This is a genomic window from Kushneria indalinina DSM 14324, from assembly GCF_003385845.1.
GTDB classification, from domain to species: Bacteria; Pseudomonadota; Gammaproteobacteria; order Pseudomonadales; family Halomonadaceae; genus Kushneria; species Kushneria indalinina.
In genome coordinates, this window is the sequence record NZ_QRDJ01000007.1 from 725,549 (window position 1) to 745,850 (window position 20,302).

Here is a 20,302-nt window from a genome sequence, read left to right on the forward strand (position 1 = left end):
GGTAAACCGGGGGCTTTCATGTCTGATGTTGCTCGTCCTGACAGTCGCGTCAGGGAGGTTTTTCTGGCCTTTCTGATGCTGGGCCTGACCGCCTTTGGCGGGCCCGTCGCGCATCTGAGCTATTTCCGCAATGAATTTGTCACCCGACGGCGCTGGCTATCGGAGCAGGACTACGCCGATCTGGTGGCGCTGTGTCAGTTTCTGCCGGGCCCGGCCAGCAGCCAGGTGGGCTTTGCGCTGGGGCTGATGCGCGCGGGCGGCTGGGGTGCCGCCGCGGCCTGGACGGCCTTTACCCTGCCTTCGGCCATCGTGCTGGTACTGTTCGCGCTGGGCGCAGCGGTCATGGAAGGCCCTATCAGTCAGGGCATCATCCACGGCCTCAAGGTGGCCGCGGTCGCCATCGTGGCCCACGCCGTGCGGGGAATGGCGCAAAACCTCTGCCCTGACAAGCGCCGTGTCGGCATTGCGCTGGTGGCAGTGCTGATGGCGCTGTTGGTAGGCGGCTCGGCGGGTCAGGTGGGGGCGATCGTGATCGGGGCTGTGGTCGGGCTGTTCTGGTGTCGGGGGCAGGGCGTGCCGGAGGCCCATGACGTGGCCTTTGGCGTCTCCCGGCGGGTCGGGCGACTTGCGGCGGTGGGCTTCGGCGCTTTGCTGGCCGGGCTGCCCCTGCTGGCCTGGGCCACCCCCTCGCTGATCGTGGCCATCATGGATGCCTTCTATCGGGCCGGCGCGCTGGTCTTCGGCGGCGGGCACGTGGTGCTGCCGCTGCTGGAATCGGGGGTCGTGCAGACCGGCTGGGTTTCCGAGAATGATTTTCTGACTGGCTATGGCGCCGCCCAGGCCGTGCCGGGGCCGCTGTTTACCTTTGCCGCCTATCTGGGGGCCGTGATCACCCCGGGGGCGGGCGCCCTTATGGGGGCCATCCTCGCGCTGCTGATGATTTTTCTGCCCGGCATGCTGTTGCTGGTCGCTGTGCTGCCGTACTGGCATGGCTTCCGGCGCCTGGAGAGCGTTCAGGGGGTGATGCGCGGCGCCAACGCCGCGGTGGTCGGCATTCTGGGCGCGGCGCTCTACCAGCCGGTCTGGACCAGCGCCATTGTCGGCCCTCGTGAGTTCGTGCTGGCCCTGACGGGCTTTTTGCTGCTGGGCGTCTGGAAGCTGCCCGCCTGGGCGGTGGTGATCGCAATGGCCATCGGCGGGCTGCTCATTACCCTGTAGGCGTGTTGCCTGCCTTTGAGCCGAAAGCGCTCAGCCGGTGCCGGCAAGCTGAAGCACCAGCGGCATGGCCAGCATCGCCAGCAGCGTCTGGCCGGTGATGATCGCCGCCATCAGCTCGGCATCGCCGCCGAGCTGGCGGGCCAGAATGTAGGCAGACGTTGCGGTGGGCAGCGCGGCAAACAGCAGCGCCACGTTAAGCTCCACGCCGTGCAGTCCCACAAGCCAGGCAAGGCCTGCCACCAGCAGCGGCGTGACCACAAGCTTCATCGCGCTTGAAAGCCAGAACGCCCGCCCACCGCGCCATAGCGCGCTCAGACGCAGCGCCACCCCCACGGCCACCAGCCCCAGCGGCAGGGCGGCCTGTCCCAGCAGCTCAAGGGCCGGCTCGGTCACGCCTGGCAGACCGATGCCGCTGACGTTGAGTGCCACCCCCACCATACAGGCCAGAATCAGCGGATTGCGCAAAAGCGCCAGCACGCTTTTGCGCACACTGGCCTGACCCTGGTGGTCAGAAACGATAGTGCCGGAGGCCACAAAGGCCAGCACGCACAGGATGTTGGCGGTGGGTACCATCAGCGCGATGGCCACCGCCGCCACGGTCAGGCCCGGCTCGCCGTAAAGCGCCGCCGCGCCGGCCACGCCGACATAGGTGTTAAAGCGCACCACGCCCTGAAACGCCGAGGTGAACGCCGGCGGTGACAGGGCCAGTCGAGTGCGCGCCAGCCACAGCACGGCGCCGAGCAGCAGCATGGTGCCGAGCAGGGCCACGGCCAGCGGCAGTACCGACACCTGACTGACATCGGCGGTGGCCAGTGTCGCCACCAGCATGGCCGGAAAGAGCAGGTAGTAGATGACGCGTTCCAGCCGCGGCCAGAAGTCACCGCCGGGAAAACGCGCCCGGCCCAGCACCGCACCCAGCGCGATCAGGGCAAAGAGCGGGGCCAGCGCATCAACGATACCGGTCATGGGGGCGTTCCCGGAAAGCGCTAGCGCGCCAGAAAATCGATCGCCGCCAGATAGCCGAAGCTGCCCATGCCGGCGATGACCGCCTCGGCGCGTGCGGAGATATACGAGTGGTGGCGAAACGCCTCGCGGGTGTGGATGTTGGACAGATGTACCTCTATTACGTGCCCCTCGAACGCCTTGAGAGCGTCCAGAAGCGCCACCGAAGTGTGCGACCAGGCCGCCGGGTTGATGACGATGGCATCAAAGCGTCCACGCGCCTCGTGGATGCGATCGAGCATCACGCCTTCGTGGTTGGTCTGCAAAAAATCGGTCCCCACACCCTTGTCGAAGGCGCGGTGACGAATGGCGTTTTCGATATCGGCCAGCGTCTCGTGGCCGTAGATCTCGGGCTCGCGCTTGCCCAGCAGATTCAGATTGGGGCCGTTGAGGATTAAAACGTTCATCGTGACTCCGGTGCGTCAGTGGCTGGCGATTCAGGCACAAACCGTGGCTTCAGGACGCCCTCGAGCTCGCTGTAGGGAATGGTCAGCGTCGGCTGGCCGATAGCGTAGGGGCCAAGATCGTAGACGTTGTAGGTGACGGCCATGGCGTCTTCCAGCGGGGCGGCGTTGTCGCTGGGCGAGAACGGCCAGTTGATGGGATCAAGCGTCTGCCCCACCTCGCTGTTCTCCTGCCAGTCCTGCCAGGCGTCCTTCAGTGCCGCCTCGAAGGCCGGCTTCTGGCCCTCTTCCAGCATGTCATCCAGCGTCACGACCTGACGGGTCGTCTCATCGATGACCATATAGTCCGTCCCCGGCATGCCGTGGGCGCCACCGGTCATGACATGGCTTTTAAGCTCCAGAATCAGCAGATCGTCGTGACGGCTGACCTCCTCGGCTTCAAGGCTTGCGTAGTAGTGGCTCGAGTTGTCCGTGTCTTCATTGGCCCGGGCGCTTTGATCAAAAAAACCCTCGGCGTAGGTGTCTACCGTTGAGGGCAGGTTGTCTTCATCGATCCCCGAGTCACTGACCGGGTTGCCCATGCGGACCAGGCGTTGCTCCAGCTGGCGGGAAAGTTCCGGGGCATTGTCGAACTCGATCATGTGAATCTCGATGCTGGCGCAGTCGTCGCCCTCACAGTCCGGTGCCGTGATCGTGCGGTTGACGAAAGTGGGCGAGAGGCCGTCCTGCTGATCCTGCGTATCGGTCGTGCTGGCGGTGGACGAGACGTTGTCCTGGGTGGCGTTCTGATCATCAACGGTCTGGTCATCGCCGGTTTGATCGCAGGCGGTGAGGGCCAGTAACAGGGCCGGCACAGCCAGCCATTGGTAGCGGGTTGAAGTCGTCATGTGATGTCTCTTTCGTGACAGGTGATGGCAGTATAGGGTCGTTCAGGGCGCCGGGGCAGCGGCGCCGCGATAGTGGCTGCGCCAGTAGCGGTTGTCCAGGCCGGCGAGGGTGACCTGACGTCCGCTGCCCGGAGCGTGAATCATCTGATTATTGCCCATGTAGATGCCCACGTGGCTGACGCTGCCTCCTGAACCGAAAAACATCAAATCCCCCGGGCGAGCACGATCGATGCGGTCCAGACCATCGAACTGCTGTTGCGAGGTGCGTGGGATGTCGATGCCGGCGGCCAGAAAGCTTGCCTGGGTCAGACCGCTGCAGTCCATGCCGGAAGGGGTCGTGCCACCGTATTGATAGGGCGTGCCCAGCGCATCACGGGCATAATTCATCACCAGTACCCGCTCGATCGAGAGATCCTGCTGCTCGGAGATCGGGCCGGCCATGTCGCTGGTGTGCATCTCGGGGGTGCCGGCACAGCCGGTCAGCCACAACATGGCGATCAGCAGTGACAGGTCGCGCAGGCGCTTGAGTGGACGCAAGGGAAGACATGGGCAGGTGACGGGCAGGAGCATGAGCGGGTTCCGATGGGCAGCGAATGCCTCGATAGTAACCGCGAGCGTTATGTGTTTTCGAGCCCTGCTGTCATGTCATGACCCGTGAAAGGCGGTTGCGAAAGCGCTCTTCAGGGGCAGGGGGCCGGGCCGGAAGGGAAATAAAAAAACCCGACGGCAGGCCGAAACCGTCGGGTCTGCGCCGAGCGAAAGGGCGGCGCGAAAAGGGTACCGGTTGTTAAAACCAGATGGATTAGAAGCGGTAGCTGATGCCGCTCATGATGACGACCGGGTCAATATCCAGGTGCGTCTTGTAGGTCTCGCCACCGGCACTGGCTTTCACGTTGGAGTCGATGTCCAGGTACCATACGGCAGCGTTGACGGCCCAGTGCTCATTGATCAATAGATCCACACCGGCCTGGCCGGCCCAGCCCCAGGAGTTTTTCATCTCCATGCTGGCGCCATCGATGTTGACGTTTTCAGCGGAGAAGCGGGTGTAGTTGACGCCGGCGCCGACATAGGGCTGTACGAGAGAATCCGTGCCACCCAGCGGGTAGTACTGCAGTGTCAGCGTCGGGGGCAGGTGCTTGACCGAGCCGCCGTGATCACCGTCCAGATTGAAGTCATGCTTGAAGCGCTGCGCGGCCAGCAGTTCCACGCCCCACTGATCCAGGAAGCGATAGCCGAAGGTAATCGCAAAGCCGCGGCCATCCTTGACGTCGACCTTGTCCACGCCCAGTGAATCGTAATTGCCGTTGTCGTCCTTGGGTGACACCTTGGCAAGGCCGGCGCGGGTAAAGAAATCGCCCTGGCCGTAAGTGGATTCGGCGGCATGAGCAGTGCCCATGGTGGCCCCGAGTGCCAGCGCGGCAATGGAAATAAGTGGCAGCATGCGCATGTGTCTGGTTCCCCTGAACGTTTTTTCTGGTGTGGTTCGGACCCCTTCAGGCAAACGGCACCTGACCCGACCCCTGTATTGCTTTCAGGGATTGTGACAAGCGAACGCTGTTCATTTATTGACGCACGTCAAAACATCGGTGACGGATTGTTTCAGCGTGCTGGACGAGTGATCCGATTCACGCCATGGTCAGGGCGTACGGATCGACAGATCCCTGAATCACCGCACGAACAGGACAGACCATGAGTGACGAAAGCACCCTTTTAAACGATCAGTCGCTGGAATTTCTCGAGCGCTATCTCAACAACGCCTCGCCCACCGGCTATGAGTGGGAAGGCCAGAAACTCTGGATGGACTACCTGCGTCCGTGGGTCGATGAGTTTTTCACCGACACCTACGGCACCGCGGTCGGCGTCATCAACCCGGATGCAAAGTACAAGGTCGTGATCGAAGGCCACGCCGACGAGATCAGCTGGTATGTGAACTACATCTCCGATGACGGGCTGCTCTATGTGATCCGCAACGGCGGCAGCGACCATCAGATCGCGCCCTCCAAGCGGGTCAACATTCACACCAGAAACGGCATCGTCGAAGGCGTGTTCGGCTGGCCGGCGATCCATACCCGCCGCAGCCCCGGCAGCGAAGAGCAGGCGCCCAAGCCGGACAACATCTTTATCGACGTGGGCTGTGACAACAAGGAAGAGGTTGAAAAGCTCGGCGTGCACGTCGGCTGCGTGATCACCTATCCGGACACCTTCAGCGTGCTCAACGGCAACAAGTTCGTCTGCCGCGCGCTGGATAACCGCATGGGCGGCTTCATGATTGCCGAGGTAGCCCGTCTTTTGAAGGAAAACGGTAAGACGCTGGATTTCGGTCTCTACATCGTCAACTCGGTGCAGGAAGAGGTGGGCCTGCGCGGCGCGCAGATGATCGCCGAGCGCATTCGCCCGGACGTGGCGATCGTCACCGACGTGACCCACGACACCCACACGCCGATGATCGATCCCAAGAAGGAAGGCAGCAACAAGATGGGCGCCGGCCCCGTCATTGCCTGGGCCCCGGCGGTGCAGAATCGCCTGCGCGAACGCATTCTGGAAGTGGCCGAAAAGGGCGAGATCCCCTTCCAGCGGGTCGCCAAGTCACGCGCCACCGGCACCGACACCGATTCGTTTGCCTACAGCAACACCGGCGTGGCCTCGGCGCTGATCTCGCTGCCGCTGCGCTACATGCACACCACCGTCGAGATGGTGCAGCGCGAAGACGTCGAAAACGTCATTCGCCTGATCTACGAGACGCTTTTGAACATCAAGGAAGGCGAGACGTTCAGCTATTTTGATTGAGCGTCGCTGAATATCCGGCGCCCCGGGCGCCGGATTTTTTATGCCGGAGACGGCGTTCGCGTCAGGGCCAGTCGAATGCCCAGGGCCACAAACATGACGCCGACGCTGCGCTCCAGCCACGCCCTGAGCCGAACACCGGGGCGCAGGCGCTGCCCGCCCAGCGTCACGATCGTGATCAAAACGGCACTCCAGAGCGTGGCCACCACATCAAAGATCAGGCCCAGGGTCAGGAAGGCGAGCGGCTTGAGGCTGGCGGCCGGGTCGATGAACTGCGGCATGAAGGCCATGAAGAAAAGCGCGACCTTCGGGTTGAGCACGTTGGTCAAAAGCCCCTGACGAAACAGCGAGAACAGGCGAGTGTCGATGGCGTGAGTTACCGGCGCCCGGTCTTCCTGACGACGCCGCTTGAACAGCGCCGACAGGCCCAGCCAGATCAGGTAGATCGCCCCGACCCACTTGACCAGCGTGAACGCCATCGCCGATGTCGCCAGAATGGCCGAAAGGCCAGCCGCGGCGGCCAATACATGCACCAGCGTGCCCGTACTGACGCCCAGCGCCGTCACCGCGCCATGTTGCCACTGGCCCATGGCGGTCCGCGAGACGATCAGCAGCGAGTCCGGCCCCGGCGTCATGTTCAGAATCAGGCCCGAGAACATGAAAATGGTTAGATCGTGGATGCCCAGCATAGGGTTTCTCCGGTGGCGATAGTGGCAGGGTTTTGATGTCACCGGGACACGGTGATGGACGCAGGATTAATGTATATGCAAGGAGACTAACATGACCACCTTTACCGAGAAGGCCCCGGGCGTGGCCGAGGAAATTCCCACGGCCGCTGCGGGCTTTACGCTCAACCATTCAATGGTGCGCATCAAGGACCCGGAGCGTGCGCTGCACTTTTATACTCACGTGTTCGGCATGCGCCTTCTGCGCAAGCTCGACTTCCCCGAGCTGCAGTTCACGCTCTATTTCCTGACCCAGCTTTCGCCGGAAGACAGCGTGCCGGAGGACCCGGATGAGCGCACCATCTGGACCTTCAGCCAGCGCGGGCTTCTGGAGCTGACCCACAACTGGGGTACCGAGGACGACCCGGAGTTTGCCTATCACAACGGCAACTCGGACCCGCAGGGCTACGGCCATATCTGCTTCAACGTGCCCAATCTGGAAAGCGCCGAGACCTGGTTCGAGGACATGGGGGTCGAGTTCATCAAGCGTGCCAATGACGGCAAAATGAAAAACGTGGTGTTCGTGAAGGATCCGGACGGCTACTGGATCGAGGTGATCCAGGCCGAGCTGATGGCCGGCGCCGGGCAGTAACGCCCGACGCCGTATCGGGTTTTAAAACAGCCGTGCGCCGGCGCCGTCAGCCGGGGCCCGGGCCATTGGGCGTCCGGTCCTCTGCCGGCGCGTCCTCCGGCGTCTGGGTCAGCGCTGTCTCCCCGAGTGGGGCGGGGCTTTCTTTCTGTTCATTGTCTTCGCGCTCGCCATGCAGGCTGTTGCGATCCGGCATCAGCACGCGCATGCGCGGGAAGGCGTCCGGATATTCGCGGGCGATAAAGCGGATCAACCCCTCGCGCATCTCGCAGCGCAGGTCAAAGGTATCGCCGCCGCCGCGGGCGCTGACCAGCACGCGCAGCTGCATGTTGTACTCGGTCATCTCCAGAAGCTGCACCTTGCACACCACGCCGCTCCACAGCGGCGAGTTCTGCGCAATGCGGTTGGCTTCCTCCTGCAGCGCGTCCAGCGGCAGTGAGAAGTCCGCATATAGGAAGACGCTGCCGATCAGGTCGTTGGTGCGCCGCGTCCAGTTCTCGAACGGGTTATCGAGAAACCAGTTGATCGGCAGCACCAGCCGCCGCCAGTCCCACAGCCTGACCACCACGTAGGTCAGCGTCAGCTCCTCGATCCAGCCCCATTCTCCCTGTACCACCACCGCATCATCGAGCTGAATCGGCTGGGTCATCGCAATCTGGACCCCGGCCAGCAGATTGCCGAACACCTTCTGGGCGGCGAAGCCCAGCACCACCCCCATGATGCCGGCCGAGGCCAGAATGCTGGTGCCGAGCTGGCGCACCCGGTCAAAGAGCATCAGCATCGAGGCCAGCGCCACCAGCACGATGATGAAGTTGATGATCTTGCGCAGTACCGCAATCTGGGTGTGCACCTTGCGCGCGGCCAGGTTGTCGGCGACATCGACCCGGTAGTGCTCGCGAAGCGCGCGCTCGACGATATTGACGCCATGCACCAAAACGCCGGCAATGCTCATGATCAGCAGCATGCTGGTGACGTTGTGAATGGCAAGGTCAAAACGTTCGGAGGTCACAAACAGCGGGAACAGCGAAAAGAGCAGAAAGATCGGGAAAAGGGCCGCCGCAGCGCGGGCCATGAAAGGCGCCAGGAAGCGCTCGAAGTAGCCCTGGCGGGTGTCCGACCAGCGATCCATCACCGCAATCACGCGCCTTGAGACCCGCACGAACAGCCAGAACCCCAGAAACACGCCGATCACGTTGGCCAGCGTCAGGAGGGTGGGCTGCCAGCCCAGCATGACCGGTACCAGATAATAGAGCGCCATCATCACGCCATAGCACCACACCAGACATACCAGCGGCGGATGCACGGCCAGTGCTGCGACGTTGAGCAGATGCCAGCGCCCGTTCGCCAGTCCGCGCAGGCGCAGATGCAGAACCTTGAGCCCGCCATGAAGGGCCACGGCGGCAGCAATTGCCGCCACGGCCAGGGCCCAGCGGGGAAGGTGGTTGAACCAGGGCATCAGTGTCTCGAGCATGCAGAGGCCTCGATGGTGCGTGAATGCAGCCGATCGATTCGATCGACAGGACCTGATAACAAGTGATGGCGGGTGCGACACCGGCTGTCAACTTTCGTCGCATGTCACGGGGCCACGCCGCCCGGTGATCGGGCGGCGTGGGAGAGGGCTTATTTCAGGCCGAACAGCCGCGGCAGGCCCAGTGAGAGGGCGGGGATGAAGGTCACAGCCAGCAGCACAAGGACCAGCACGATATAAAACGGCAGCAGGGGCCTGATCAGATGCTGAAGCTTGACGCCCGACACCGAACAGCCCACGAACAGGGCGCTGCCCACCGGGGGCGTCAGCAGACCGATGCAGAGGTTGAAGACCATCATGATGCCAAAGTGCACCGGATCGATGCCGAGCTGGGTGGCGATCGGCAAAAAGATCGGAGTGAAGATCAGCACGGCCGGGGTCATGTCCATGAAAATGCCCACGATCAACAGCGCCAGATTGATCATCAAAAGGATCACGATGGGATTGCTGGACAGCGACAGCAGCGTCTCGCTGATCGCCTCGGGGATGCCGGAGACATTCATGGCCCACGACATGCTCACCGACAGCCCGATCAGCAACAGCACCACCGACGTCATCACCACCGATTCCAGAATCAGCGTTGGCAGTTCGCGAAAGCTCACCTCACGGTAGATCAGTACCGACAGCACGAAGGTGTAGACCACGGCGATGGCGGAGGCCTCGGTGGCGGTGAATACGCCGCCGAGAATGCCGCCGATCACGACCACGATCATCATCAGGCTGGGGATGGCGCGTAAAAACGCCTGCATCGCCTGCTTCAGTGTCGGTCGCTCGGCGGTCGGATAGCCGCGCCGCCGGGCGATGATGCCGCCGGTCAGCATCAGCCCCAGCCCCATCAGGATGCCGGGAACGTAGCCGGCCATGAACAGGGTGGCGATCGAGACGCCGCCCGAAGTCAGCGAGTAGACGATCAACACGTTGGAGGGCGGAATCAGCAGCCCGGTCACGCAGGAGGAGACGTTGACGGCCGTGGAGTAGGCGGGCGGATAGCCCTGGCGCTGCTGGATCGGCCCCAGGGTGCCGCCGACGGCCGCCGCGGCCGCCACCGCCGAGCCGGAGATGGCGCCGAACATCATGTTGGACATGATGTTGACGTGCGACAGCGACCCCGGCAGCCGGCCGACCAACACCTGAGCGAAGTCGATCAGGCGTCGGGCGATGCCGCCGCTGCTCATCAGGGTCCCGGCGAGAATGAAAAACGGAATCGCCAGTAGCGTGAAGCTGTCGAGCCCGGTGGCCATCCGCTGGGCGGCAATCGACACGGCGACATCGAAGGGAAAGGTCAAAAGCAGCGTGATGATGGTGGCAATGCCGATCGAGAAGGCCACCGGCACGCCCAGAAAGATCAGCAAAAAGAAACTGCCGAACATGGTCAGCATCGAGATGTCCATCAGCGGTGCTCCTCGCGCGGGGTCAGGGCCTCTGATGGCCGGGGCGCCGTCTGTGCGGCGATGCTGTCGTGATGGTCATCCCGGGCGGCAGGCTCGGCGGTGCCACGTCGGTCGGGGCGGCACAGGTCAGTCAGGTGGCCGATGCAGAACAGCAGGCAGTAGTAGCTCATCACCACGCCACTGATCGGCAGCACGAAATAGATATACCCCATGGGCAGGCGCATGGCCGGCGAAAGCTGGCCGGAGGCGAGCGACTTGTCGATCAGGCCGAGTCCGCCGCGGGTGATGACCAGCAGGGCGAAGGCCATCATCACGGCATTGATCAGCACGCCCATGGCCGCCTTGCCGCGCGCGCCCATGTGGTCGGTCAATAGATCGATGGCGAGATGGCGCTGCAGCCCCACGGTATACGCCGCACCCAGCAGGCCCACCCAGATCATCGCGTAGCGGGCGAACTCATCGGTGAAGGTGCTGGGTGCGCTCAAAACGTAGCGGCTGAAGACCTGCCAGACCACACAGCCGACCAGCGCCACCATGACGGTCACGGTCAGGCTGGCGATCACGGCATCGACGGGTTTTTTGAAGGTTTCAATAGGCATGGAAGCTTCCCGAACTGGCGAGACATGAACGACACCGGGCCGGATCGCTCAGGCGACCCGGCCCGAACGCCACAGGATGAATCACTCCTGCGGCTGATCCGCCTCCTGCTCGGTATCGCGAATCCGTTCCAGCAGTTCGGCGTGCCCGGTATTCTCCCTGTACTCCTCGTAGAGCGGCTGCACGGCCTCCTGGAAGGCGGCCTTGTCGACCTCGACGAACTCGGCGCCCATCTCTTCTGCCTGCTGGCGCGACTGCTGATCGACCTCGTCCCACAGGTCCTTCTGATAGGCTTCGGAGTCCTCCACGGCCTTTTGCAGAATCTCCTGCTGCTCGTCGTCGAGGCGGTTCCAGGTCGCGGTGGACACGGTCAGAAAATCCGGCACCGAGGTGTGCTGATCCTCGGAAAAGTACTGGGCGAGCTCGGCGTGACGGGTCTGAACATAAGAGGGCACGTTGTTTTCGGCGCCATCGACCACGCCCTGCTGCAGGGCGCTATAGACCTCACTGAAGGCGACCGGAGTGGGGGAGCCGCCCATCAGCTCGATCATCCGGATGGTGGTGGGCGAGGACTGGACGCGGATCTTCATGTCCTCGAGATCGGCCGGCGTGCGGATTGGCTTGCTGGCATAGAAGCTGCGATAGCCGGCCACATAGGCGCCGATGGCAAAAAAGCCCTTGTCCCGCGTGGCCTGCATGATCTCCTCACCGATTGGCCCGAACACCACCTCGTTGAAATCAGCCTGGCTTTCAAACAGATACGGCAGATTGAAGACCGAGTAGACGTCATCGAAGCTTTCAAGGTTACTGGCCGAGGCGTGCACCAGATCCAGCGCGCCGTTTTGCATCTGCCCCATCATGTCCTGGGTACTGCCCATCTGGCCGTTCGGGAAAATGCGCAGCTGCATGCTGCCATCGGAGCGCTGCTCGAGCTCGTCGGCCAGATGGCGATAGGCGCGCGCCACCACATGATCCTCGTGCAGGGCATGGCCCAGCCGCAGGGTGGCACTGTCCACCGCCATGGCCTGTGAGGACACCAGTCCCGCCGTGAGCCCGACCGCCGTCAGGGCAAGCGGCATGAGGCGAGATCGAAGGGGCTGGCGGCGCTGATACGTTTCGGCATAACTCAACACAATACTCTCCTGAATCCATCGGTTGGCACGGCACACCGACCAGTTTTTTGTATGATGTCATTCAATTGATCCCTATCTTGATAGGGGCCGTAGCGGGCCTGTGTCGATGGGAACTTTAGTCCTGGGAATGCCTTCGAAAAGGGCAGTGACGCGGTTGAACCGGTTCTGGAGTGTTGCCTGGACTTTAGGGGTAAATAATCGGGTCACCACCGGCGCATCGCGGCGGAAAGCGCAAATTCCCACAATATGGGACGATCGTCTGCATATTGGGATATGGCCGTTTCAGGCGTAGACTGACGGCATGACAATGTCTCTTTCCACCCGTCCGACCGGCGCACAGGCCCTGATGCGCGGTTTGGCGGTCATCGATGCCGTGGCCGAAGGCCATCACGGTCTTGCCGCCATCGGCGAGCGCATCAATTGCACGCGCAGCACCACGCACCGTCTGGTGTCGGCGCTGGTCCATGCCGGCTATCTGCGCCAGAGCCCGCAGGGCTACCAGCTGGGGCTGAAACTGGCCACACTTGGCGCGCATGCCCGTAAGCAGATGCCGCTGGCAGCGCTGGCCCGCCCGATCATCGAGGCGCTGGCTCAAAAGTGCGGCGACAGCGTGCACCTGGGCGTTCGCGACGGCGACGACGTGGTTTATCTCGACAAGGTGGCCGGGTCCCGCGGGCTCGAGATGCGCTCGCGCCCCGGGCTTCGTTTGCCGCTGGCACTGACCGGCGTGGGGCGGGCGCTGATGCTCGATCTCGACGAGGGCCAGTGGCAGCGGCTCTATACGCAGGCCCGTGCTCACCAGCAGCGCCAGTCCGAGGCACCCGTGGCCGGGCTGTCGCCGCTCGAGCCGCCCACCTGGCCGGATTACCAGACACGCCTGCTCGATTATCAAAAGACGGGTGTGGTGCTGGATCTGGAGGACAACGAGCGCGGCATTCGCTGCGTGGCCGCACCGGTGCGCGATGAGCAGGGCATGATCGTCGCGGCGATCAGCATTGCCAGCGCCACGCCCTGGATGTCGGATGCGCGGCTGAGTGAGCTTGGCCCGAGCGTGCATGACGCCGCCGCCCAGTTATCACACCGGATTGCCCGGCCTGACCTTCACCCCGACGCTACCTTTTCTCCACCTGCGGGAGCTTTCCATGAATGACGCCTCTCCCTGTCTGATCGCGCTCGACTGGGGCACCTCCACGCTGCGCGCCTGGCTGCTCGATGACCAGGGCCGGGTGCTGGACAGCCGCCACGAGCCTTGGGGCATCCTGCATACGCCGGAGGGCGACTTCGCCCGCGCCTATCAAACGGTGGTCGGTGAATGGCGCGACGCCCACCCCGATCTGCCGGCGCTGGCCTGCGGCATGATCGGCAGCCGCGGCGGCTGGCACGAAGTGCCCTATGTGGATGCCCCGGCCGATGCCGATGCCATCGCCGCCGGCCTGGTCACCATCGACACCGGCATTGATCATTTGTCGCTGGTGCCTGGCATCATGCAGCACAACAACGCCGAGACCGGTGCTTTGCCCAACGTCATGCGCGGCGAGGAAACCCAGCTGCTGGGCGTCATGGCACGTTACCCGGCGCTCGCCCGAAAGGCGCTGTTGATCATGCCCGGCACCCACAGCAAGTGGGCGCTGGTCGAGCGCGAGCGGCTGGTTGAATTCACCACCCACATGACCGGTGAGCTCTACGCCGTGCTGCGCGAGCACTCGATCCTGGGCCGCCCGGCCGCCGAGTGTCATGAAGATGCCACGGATGCGGCCAGCCAGAAGGCCTTCGATGAGGGGCTCAAAAACGCCTTTGACGCCGGCAGCGCGGGCTTGTCCGGGCAGCTTTTCAGCGTGCGCAGCCGCGTGCTGGCCGGTGAGCTTGCCCCTGCGGCAAGCCTTGCCTATCTCTCGGGGCTTCTGATCGGCGAGGAAGTGCGCAGTGCGACAGCAGCACTCGGCGATCAGCCCTGCCCACCGCTGGCTTTGATCGGCGATGACGCCCTGTGCCGGCGCTACCGTCAGGCGCTGTCGCGTTTTGAATGTCCTGATGTCGAGACCATTAATGACGCCAGCGTCAGCGGGTTGATGAGCATTGCCCGCCGTGCCGGTTTGATTGCCCCGGCCTGATGGCCTCGATGTTTCAAGCTCACAAAGGAGCAGACCATGTTGAATCAGTATCTGGAGACCCTGCCGCTGATCGCGATTTTGCGCGGCGTGACGCAAAACGAGGTCGAGCCCATCGGCCAGGCCCTTTATGACGCCGGCTTTCGCATCATGGAGGTACCGCTCAACTCGCCCGAGCCGCTGGAGAGCATCGTGCGACTGGATCGGGCACTGGGTGACAAGTGCCTGATCGGTGCCGGGACGGTGACCAGCGTGCAGCAGGTGCGCGATGTGGCGCACGCCGGCGGCAAGCTGATCGTCTCACCACACGGCGATACTCGCGTCATCCAGTCCGCGAAGGCGGCCGGCCTGGTCAGCGCGCCGGGCGTGGCCACGCCGACCGAGGCCTTTGCCGCGCTCAATGCCGGCGCCGATGTGCTCAAGATGTTCCCCGCCGAGCAGCTGGGGCCCAAGGTGATCAAGGCCTGGCGTGCCGTGCTGCCGCCCGAGGTGGCGCTGCTGCCGGTGGGCGGGATCACGCCGGACAACATGCAGGAGTTTGTCGATGCCGGTGCCGGTGGTTTCGGGCTGGGTTCGGCGCTCTACAAGCCCGGCATGAGCGCGGAAGAGGTCGGTCGCAACGCCCGTGCCTTTGCGGACGCCTGGCAGGCGCTCAAGCGCTGAGATCTTTCCTATCAACTGCTGGCTGATCAGACCCGGGCGGAGCACGCCTCGACGGATCAAAACCTGACGGATCCCTTTTTGACCATGAACTGCCGAGTACTGTCATGAAAATTACCCGACTGGAAACCTTCATCGTGCCGCCGCGCTGGTGCTTCCTGAAAATCGAGACCGACGAGGGCTTTGTCGGCTGGGGCGAGCCGGTGGTGGAAGGGCGCGCCCACAGCGTGGCCGCAGCGGTGGACGAGCTGGCCGACTATCTGATCGGCAAGGACCCGCGCCACATCGAGGATCACTGGACGGTGATGTATCGCGGCGGGTTCTATCGCGGCGGCGCCATCCACATGAGCGCGCTGGCCGGTATCGACCAGGCCCTGTGGGACATCAAGGGCAAGGTACTGGGCGTGCCGGTGCATGAGCTGCTGGGTGGGGCGGTGCGCGATCGTATCCGCGTCTACTCCTGGATCGGCGGCGATCGCCCGGGTGATACCGCGCGCATGGCAAAGGAGCGCATGGACGGCGGCTTCACCGCCATCAAGATGAACGCCTCCGAGGAGATGCAGTTCATCGATACCTTCGACAAGGTCGATGCGGTGCTGGCCAATGTCTCGGCGATTCGTGATGCGGTCGGCCCGCACTTTGGCATCGGCGTGGACTTCCATGGCCGGGTGCACAAGCCGATGGCCAAGGTGCTGATGAAGGAGCTTGAGCCCTATCGCCTGATGTTCGTCGAAGAGCCGGTGCTCAGCGAACACGCCGAGGCGCTCAAGGAGATCGCGCCACTGTCCAACATCCCGATCGCGCTGGGGGAACGGCTCTTCTCGCGCTGGGACTTCAAGCAGATTCTCGCCGGCGGTTACGTGGACATCATCCAGCCCGACCCGTCCCACTCCGGCGGCATCACGGAGACGCGCAAGATCGCCAACATGGCCGAGGCCTATGACGTGGCGCTCGCCCTGCACTGTCCGCTGGGGCCGATCGCGCTGGCCGCCAACCTGCAGCTCGACGCCAACTGCTACAACGCCTTCATCCAGGAGCAGAGCCTGGGCATTCACTACAACCAGGGCAATGACCTGCTCGACTACGTCAAGAACCCCGAAGTGTTCGCCTATGAAGACGGCTATGTGAAGATCCCGCAGGGGCCGGGCCTGGGTGTCGAGGTCAACGAGGACTACGTACGCGAGCGCGCCGAGATTGGTCATCGCTGGCGCAATCCGATCTGGCGTCACGCCGACGGCAGCTTTGCCGAGTGGTAAGTGTGTCGCACTGACAACGCTGCGAATGCGCGTCACAATGGGGCCGGCGTCAGCGTCGGCCCCATTGTTGGTTGCCGTGGCGTGTTCAAGGGGTGGCTAAAAGCCGCGTTTGTGCCAAGCGCGATACGGCATGAGTCGAGTATGATGCATGGCATTAGTCACGGCCGCGGCCCCGGAGGGGCACTGTCATCCGGGCGCTTGCCCTGTTCGATGACGGCCGGTAAAGCACATTTTTGACGAAAGGACGGTTCAAGTGAAAATTGCAGTTGCAGGCACCGGCTATGTGGGCCTTTCCAACGCCATGCTGCTGGCGCAGCACCATGAAGTGGTCGCGGTTGATATCGTGTCCGAGAAGGTCGAGCGCCTCAACAAGGGCCAATCGCCCATCGAGGATGCGGAAATCTCGGATTTTCTGGCCAACCGTGCACTGAATTTCACTGCCACCCTGGACAAGGAAGCGGCCTATCGCGATGCGGCGTTTGTGATTATCGCCACGCCCACCGATTACGACCCCCAGACCAACTACTTCAACACCAAAAGCGTCGAGTCGGTCATTGATGATGTCATGGCGATCAATCCCGATGCCGTGATGTTGATCAAATCCACCGTACCGGTGGGCTATACCCGCGAGGCCTGCGAGCGCTTCAATACCCAAAACCTGATGTTCTCGCCGGAATTTCTGCGCGAGGGCAAGGCGCTGTACGACAACCTGCATCCGTCACGCATCATCGTCGGCGAGCGCTCCGAGCGCGCCGAGCAGTTCGCCAACATGCTGAAAGAGGGCGCGGTCAAGCAGGACATCCCCACGCTTTTGGTCGACAGCACCGAAGCCGAGGCGATCAAGCTTTTCTCCAATACCTATCTCGCCATGCGCGTGGCGTATTTCAACGAGCTGGATACCTACGCCGAGACCCACGGCCTTAATGCCCGTCAGATCATCGACGGCGTCGGCCTCGACCCGCGCATCGGCAATCACTACAACAACCCGAGCTTTGGTTACGGCGGCTACTGCCTGCCCAAGGACACCCGTCAGCTGCTGGCCAACTATCAGAACGTGCCCAACAATCTGATTCAGGCCATTGTGGAGGCCAACCGCACCCGCAAGGACTTCGTGGCCGAGGCGATTCTGCGTCGCCAGCCTAAGGTCGTCGGCGTGTATCGTCTGGTGATGAAAAGTGGCTCCGACAACTTCCGCGCCAGTGCCATGCAGGGCGTGATGAAGCGTATCAAGGCCAAGGGCGTCGAAGTCATCGTCTATGAGCCGAGCCTGTCGGAAGCGGAGTTTTTCAACTCACGCGTGATCACCGATTTCGAGGCGTTCAAGGCCGAGGCCGATGTCATCATCGCCAACCGGATGTTGCCGGAGCTTGAGGACGTGAAGGACAAGATCTACACCCGCGATCTGTTTCACACTGACTGATCCCGCTAGATCGCCGTCTGTCCATGAAAACCATCCTTCGGGATGGTTTTTTTGTGTCTGCTTAAGTCAATGCCTGTTGCAATGCATATGCGAATCGTTTTCAAATGCACAAAATTTGCGCCGGGTGCCCCACCGTGGGCGAAGCGGATAAAAAAGACCGTGCGTGGCAGACAAACAGCAGCACAGTGCCACGATGCACTCGGCGTCGGACACGAACAATTAACGGGATTCAGGGCAATGACAAGGGAACAGGATTACGGGCGCCGGCTGATACAGCGCGTGGCGGCAGGCGTTGTGACGGGCAGCGTGGTGGTGACCGGTGCGGCAACTGCTGCAGAGCAGGATGGCAGTCTGGATACCATCACGGTCACCAGTACGGCCATCGAGACTGCTGGCGACACACCACCGCCGGCTTATGCCGGCGGGCAGGTCGCCACCGGCGGGCGGCTGGGCATTCTCGGCGAGCAGGACGCCATGAATGTGCCGTTCAGTGTCATCAGCTACACCGCTGAGCTGATCGAAAACCAGCAGGCCGATACCGTCGGTGACGTGCTGCAAAATGATGCCTCGGTCATGGTCGGCACCGGCTTTGGCAACTATTCCGAATCCTTCAAGATTCGTGGCTTTAATCTTTACAACGACGATATTGCCTATGGCGGCCTGTACGGTGTACTGCCGCGCCAGATCGTGGCCAGCGACATCGCCAGCCGCGTGGAACTCTTCAAGGGGGCCAGCGCCTTTGCCAATGGCGTCCCGGCCGGTGGCACCGGTGTGGGCGGGTCGGTCAATATCGAGCCCAAACGAGCTACCGATGTGCCCATCAATCGACTCTCTACCGGCTATACCAGTGACGGCTATATCGAATCCGGCGTGGATATCGGACGTCGCTTTGGCGAGGGCAATGAATTCGGCGCTCGACTGACGCTCAAGCGCGGGCGAGGCGACACGGCCATCGACGATGGCGAGCGCGAAAACACTCTGGCGCTGCTGGGGCTTGATTATGATGGCGGCGATGATCGACTTTCGTTCGATCTGGGCCATCAGAAAACCGTCATCGATAGTGATCGTCTCAATCTGAGCCTCGGTTACGATGATGGGTCAGTGCCCGACGTCCCGGATAGTGATGCCAACTATGTGCCGGGCTGGAACCGTTCAAGCCTTGAAACCACCTTCGCCATGGTGCGCGGCGAGCATGATTTCAATGACGACTGGACCGGCTATGTGGCGCTGGGCGGCAACCGGACCCACGAACGCAGCCTGGCAGGGACAGTGACGCTGGCCGACGAAGACGGCAACGGCACCGTAGGGCAGCTGGATACGGCCTATCAGTCGGAGTCGCTGGCCAGCCAGATCGGTCTGCGCGGGGAGCTCAAGACCGGGCCGGTTTCACATCAGCTTAACCTGGGCTACTCCAGCGTCTATTCGCGTCAGGACGTCGCGTACGAATACCCTGATACCGGGCTCTTTCCCGATCCAGCCACCAATCTATACGATCCGATCGCCGTCGATCAGCGCCCGGAGAACGTGGCCTTTGGCGATGTAGGCAATCCCAATACGACCGGTCGAACCTACAACAATGGCGTGTCGCTCTCCGACACGCTGGGCTTTATTGATGATCGCCTGCTGCTGACGCTGGGTGCGCGCTATCAGGAGATCGAGGTCAATAACTATGATGGCACTACCGGGACACGCAGCAGTCATTTCGGCGAATCCCGCGTAACGCCGATTTATGGATTGCTCTACAAGGCCACCGACAATATCTCGCTGTACGCCAACCATATTGAAGCGCTTCAGGCCGGGGAGTCGGCACCCTTTACCAATGGCACTGCCAATATCACCAACGCTGGTGAAGTGCTGGGGATCGTACGTTCCAAACAGGATGAGGTCGGTGCCAAGTTCGATTACGGCAACATTGGCGGCGGTATCGCCCTGTTCCAGATCGAGCAGCCTCAGGTCGCTATCGACAGCAACAATACTGCAGGTTACGACGGCGAGCAGCGCAATCGCGGTATCGAAACCAGCCTTTATGGTGAGCCGGTCGAAGGCGTGCGACTGCTGGCCAGCGCCACCTGGATGGACCCTGAGCTGCGCGACACCACCGATGGCACCAACGATGGCAACGACGCGCCGGGCGTGGCCGGCTATCGCTACGTGCTGGGGGGGGAGTGGGACCTGCCGAATGTGCAGAATCTGACCGCCACCGGCCGCGTGATCCGTACCGGTTCGCAGTATGTGGATGAGGCCAACAATCTGAAAGTGGACCCCTGGACGCGCCTGGATCTGGGCCTTCGCTATACCATGCCATTCAACGAAGGGAGCCTGATCTGGCGTGCCAACGTCGAGAATGTCACCGATGAAGAGTACTGGGCGTCCGCGGCCACGACAGGGTCACCAACGCTTTGGCAGGGCGAGCCCCGTACCTTCAAGCTCTCGGCCACGCTGGATTTTTAATTCTTCTCCACGAATATCTCATGGCACCAGCCGGCCCTTCGGGGCCGGCTTTTTCATGCCCTGATGCTGGGCGATACCGCCGTTGATCGTTACCTGATTCAGGAAGCTTCGACCCACGGGCGACAATGTCGTCACCATCGCCTTTCTGT

19 protein-coding genes are annotated in these 20,302 nt (G+C 62.5%); 9 read left to right on the forward strand and 10 right to left on the reverse strand.

Translation table 11 applies throughout. From position 1 onward, the window contains the following. Positions 1–18: 18 nt before the first annotated feature. A complete protein-coding gene (chrA, locus tag C8D72_RS10020; RefSeq protein ID WP_115854257.1) occupies positions 19–1,218 on the forward strand; it encodes a chromate efflux transporter in 1,200 nt (399 codons plus the stop codon). Positions 1,219–1,248: 30 nt separating this feature from the next. Here chrA and C8D72_RS10025 read toward each other — a convergent pair whose 3' ends face one another. The 5 genes from C8D72_RS10025 to C8D72_RS10045 form a co-directional block, all read right to left on the reverse strand. After that, the gene (locus tag C8D72_RS10025) at positions 1,249–2,184 is read right to left on the reverse strand and encodes an AEC family transporter (RefSeq protein WP_115854258.1); all 936 of its coding nucleotides are present in this window, start codon (positions 2,182–2,184) and stop codon (positions 1,249–1,251) included. 20 nt (positions 2,185–2,204) lie between these two features. Then, positions 2,205–2,627: a type II 3-dehydroquinate dehydratase gene (gene aroQ, locus C8D72_RS10030; RefSeq protein WP_115854259.1), complete on the reverse strand. Its 423-nt coding sequence runs from the start codon at positions 2,625–2,627 to the stop codon at positions 2,205–2,207. Then, on the reverse strand, positions 2,624–3,511 hold the full coding sequence (locus C8D72_RS10035; RefSeq protein ID WP_115854260.1) for an RsiV family protein: 888 nt from the start codon (positions 3,509–3,511) through the stop codon (positions 2,624–2,626). The genes aroQ and C8D72_RS10035 overlap by 4 nt, the downstream gene beginning before the upstream one ends. 42 nt (positions 3,512–3,553) lie before the next feature. After that, positions 3,554–4,081: a C40 family peptidase gene (locus C8D72_RS10040; RefSeq protein ID WP_115854261.1), complete on the reverse strand. Its 528-nt coding sequence runs from the start codon at positions 4,079–4,081 to the stop codon at positions 3,554–3,556. Between the two features lie 232 nt (positions 4,082–4,313). Continuing rightward, the gene (locus C8D72_RS10045; RefSeq protein ID WP_115854262.1) at positions 4,314–4,958 is read right to left on the reverse strand and encodes an OmpW/AlkL family protein; all 645 of its coding nucleotides are present in this window, start codon (positions 4,956–4,958) and stop codon (positions 4,314–4,316) included. Between the two features lie 242 nt (positions 4,959–5,200). On the opposite strand from C8D72_RS10045, the gene C8D72_RS10050 reads away from it, so the two are divergent. Then, complete coding sequence (locus tag C8D72_RS10050) at positions 5,201–6,298, forward strand: M42 family metallopeptidase (protein ID WP_115854263.1); 1,098 nt, start codon at positions 5,201–5,203, stop codon at positions 6,296–6,298. 38 nt (positions 6,299–6,336) lie between these two features. On the opposite strand, the gene C8D72_RS10055 is transcribed toward C8D72_RS10050, so the two are convergent. Then, positions 6,337–6,984 carry a LysE family translocator gene (locus tag C8D72_RS10055; protein ID WP_115854264.1) on the reverse strand — a complete coding sequence of 216 codons (648 nt, stop codon included), beginning with the start codon at positions 6,982–6,984 and terminating at the stop codon, positions 6,337–6,339. Positions 6,985–7,075: 91 nt separating this feature from the next. On the opposite strand from C8D72_RS10055, the gene gloA reads away from it, so the two are divergent. After that, complete coding sequence (gene gloA / locus C8D72_RS10060; RefSeq protein WP_115854265.1) at positions 7,076–7,612, forward strand: lactoylglutathione lyase; 537 nt, start codon at positions 7,076–7,078, stop codon at positions 7,610–7,612. Positions 7,613–7,658: 46 nt separating this feature from the next. Here gloA and C8D72_RS10065 read toward each other — a convergent pair whose 3' ends face one another. From C8D72_RS10065 to C8D72_RS10080, 4 genes are all read right to left on the reverse strand, one after another. Continuing rightward, positions 7,659–9,080 (reverse strand): mechanosensitive ion channel family protein, encoded by a 1,422-nt coding sequence (locus C8D72_RS10065; RefSeq protein WP_115854266.1) that lies wholly within the window; start codon positions 9,078–9,080, stop codon positions 7,659–7,661. A gap of 149 nt (positions 9,081–9,229) precedes the next feature. Then, a complete protein-coding gene (locus C8D72_RS10070) occupies positions 9,230–10,528 on the reverse strand; it encodes a TRAP transporter large permease (protein WP_115854267.1) in 1,299 nt (432 codons plus the stop codon). After that, positions 10,528–11,127, reverse strand: coding sequence for a TRAP transporter small permease (locus tag C8D72_RS10075; RefSeq protein WP_115854268.1), 600 nt, complete (start codon positions 11,125–11,127; stop codon positions 10,528–10,530). Before C8D72_RS10075 ends, C8D72_RS10070 begins: the two co-directional genes overlap by 1 nt. Before the next feature lie 81 nt (positions 11,128–11,208). Beyond that, positions 11,209–12,255, reverse strand: a complete 1,047-nt coding sequence (locus C8D72_RS10080; RefSeq protein ID WP_211308827.1) for a TRAP transporter substrate-binding protein — start codon at positions 12,253–12,255, stop codon at positions 11,209–11,211. Between the two features lie 310 nt (positions 12,256–12,565). Here C8D72_RS10080 and C8D72_RS10085 point away from each other — a divergent pair, with 310 nt between their 5' ends. From C8D72_RS10085 to C8D72_RS10110, 6 genes are all read left to right on the forward strand, one after another. Beyond that, positions 12,566–13,408 carry an IclR family transcriptional regulator gene (locus C8D72_RS10085; protein ID WP_245955218.1) on the forward strand — a complete coding sequence of 281 codons (843 nt, stop codon included), beginning with the start codon at positions 12,566–12,568 and terminating at the stop codon, positions 13,406–13,408. Then, on the forward strand, positions 13,401–14,369 hold the full coding sequence (locus C8D72_RS10090; RefSeq protein WP_115854270.1) for a 2-dehydro-3-deoxygalactonokinase: 969 nt from the start codon (positions 13,401–13,403) through the stop codon (positions 14,367–14,369). Before C8D72_RS10085 ends, C8D72_RS10090 begins: the two co-directional genes overlap by 8 nt. A gap of 36 nt (positions 14,370–14,405) precedes the next feature. Then, on the forward strand, positions 14,406–15,029 hold the full coding sequence (locus C8D72_RS10095) for a 2-dehydro-3-deoxy-6-phosphogalactonate aldolase (RefSeq protein WP_115854271.1): 624 nt from the start codon (positions 14,406–14,408) through the stop codon (positions 15,027–15,029). Between the two features lie 104 nt (positions 15,030–15,133). After that, positions 15,134–16,282: a galactonate dehydratase gene (dgoD, locus tag C8D72_RS10100; protein WP_115854272.1), complete on the forward strand. Its 1,149-nt coding sequence runs from the start codon at positions 15,134–15,136 to the stop codon at positions 16,280–16,282. 253 nt (positions 16,283–16,535) lie between these two features. Then, a complete protein-coding gene (locus tag C8D72_RS10105; protein ID WP_115854273.1) occupies positions 16,536–17,702 on the forward strand; it encodes a nucleotide sugar dehydrogenase in 1,167 nt (388 codons plus the stop codon). Between the two features lie 237 nt (positions 17,703–17,939). After that, positions 17,940–20,153 (forward strand): TonB-dependent receptor, encoded by a 2,214-nt coding sequence (locus C8D72_RS10110; RefSeq protein ID WP_170140563.1) that lies wholly within the window; start codon positions 17,940–17,942, stop codon positions 20,151–20,153. Positions 20,154–20,302 lie beyond the last annotated feature (149 nt).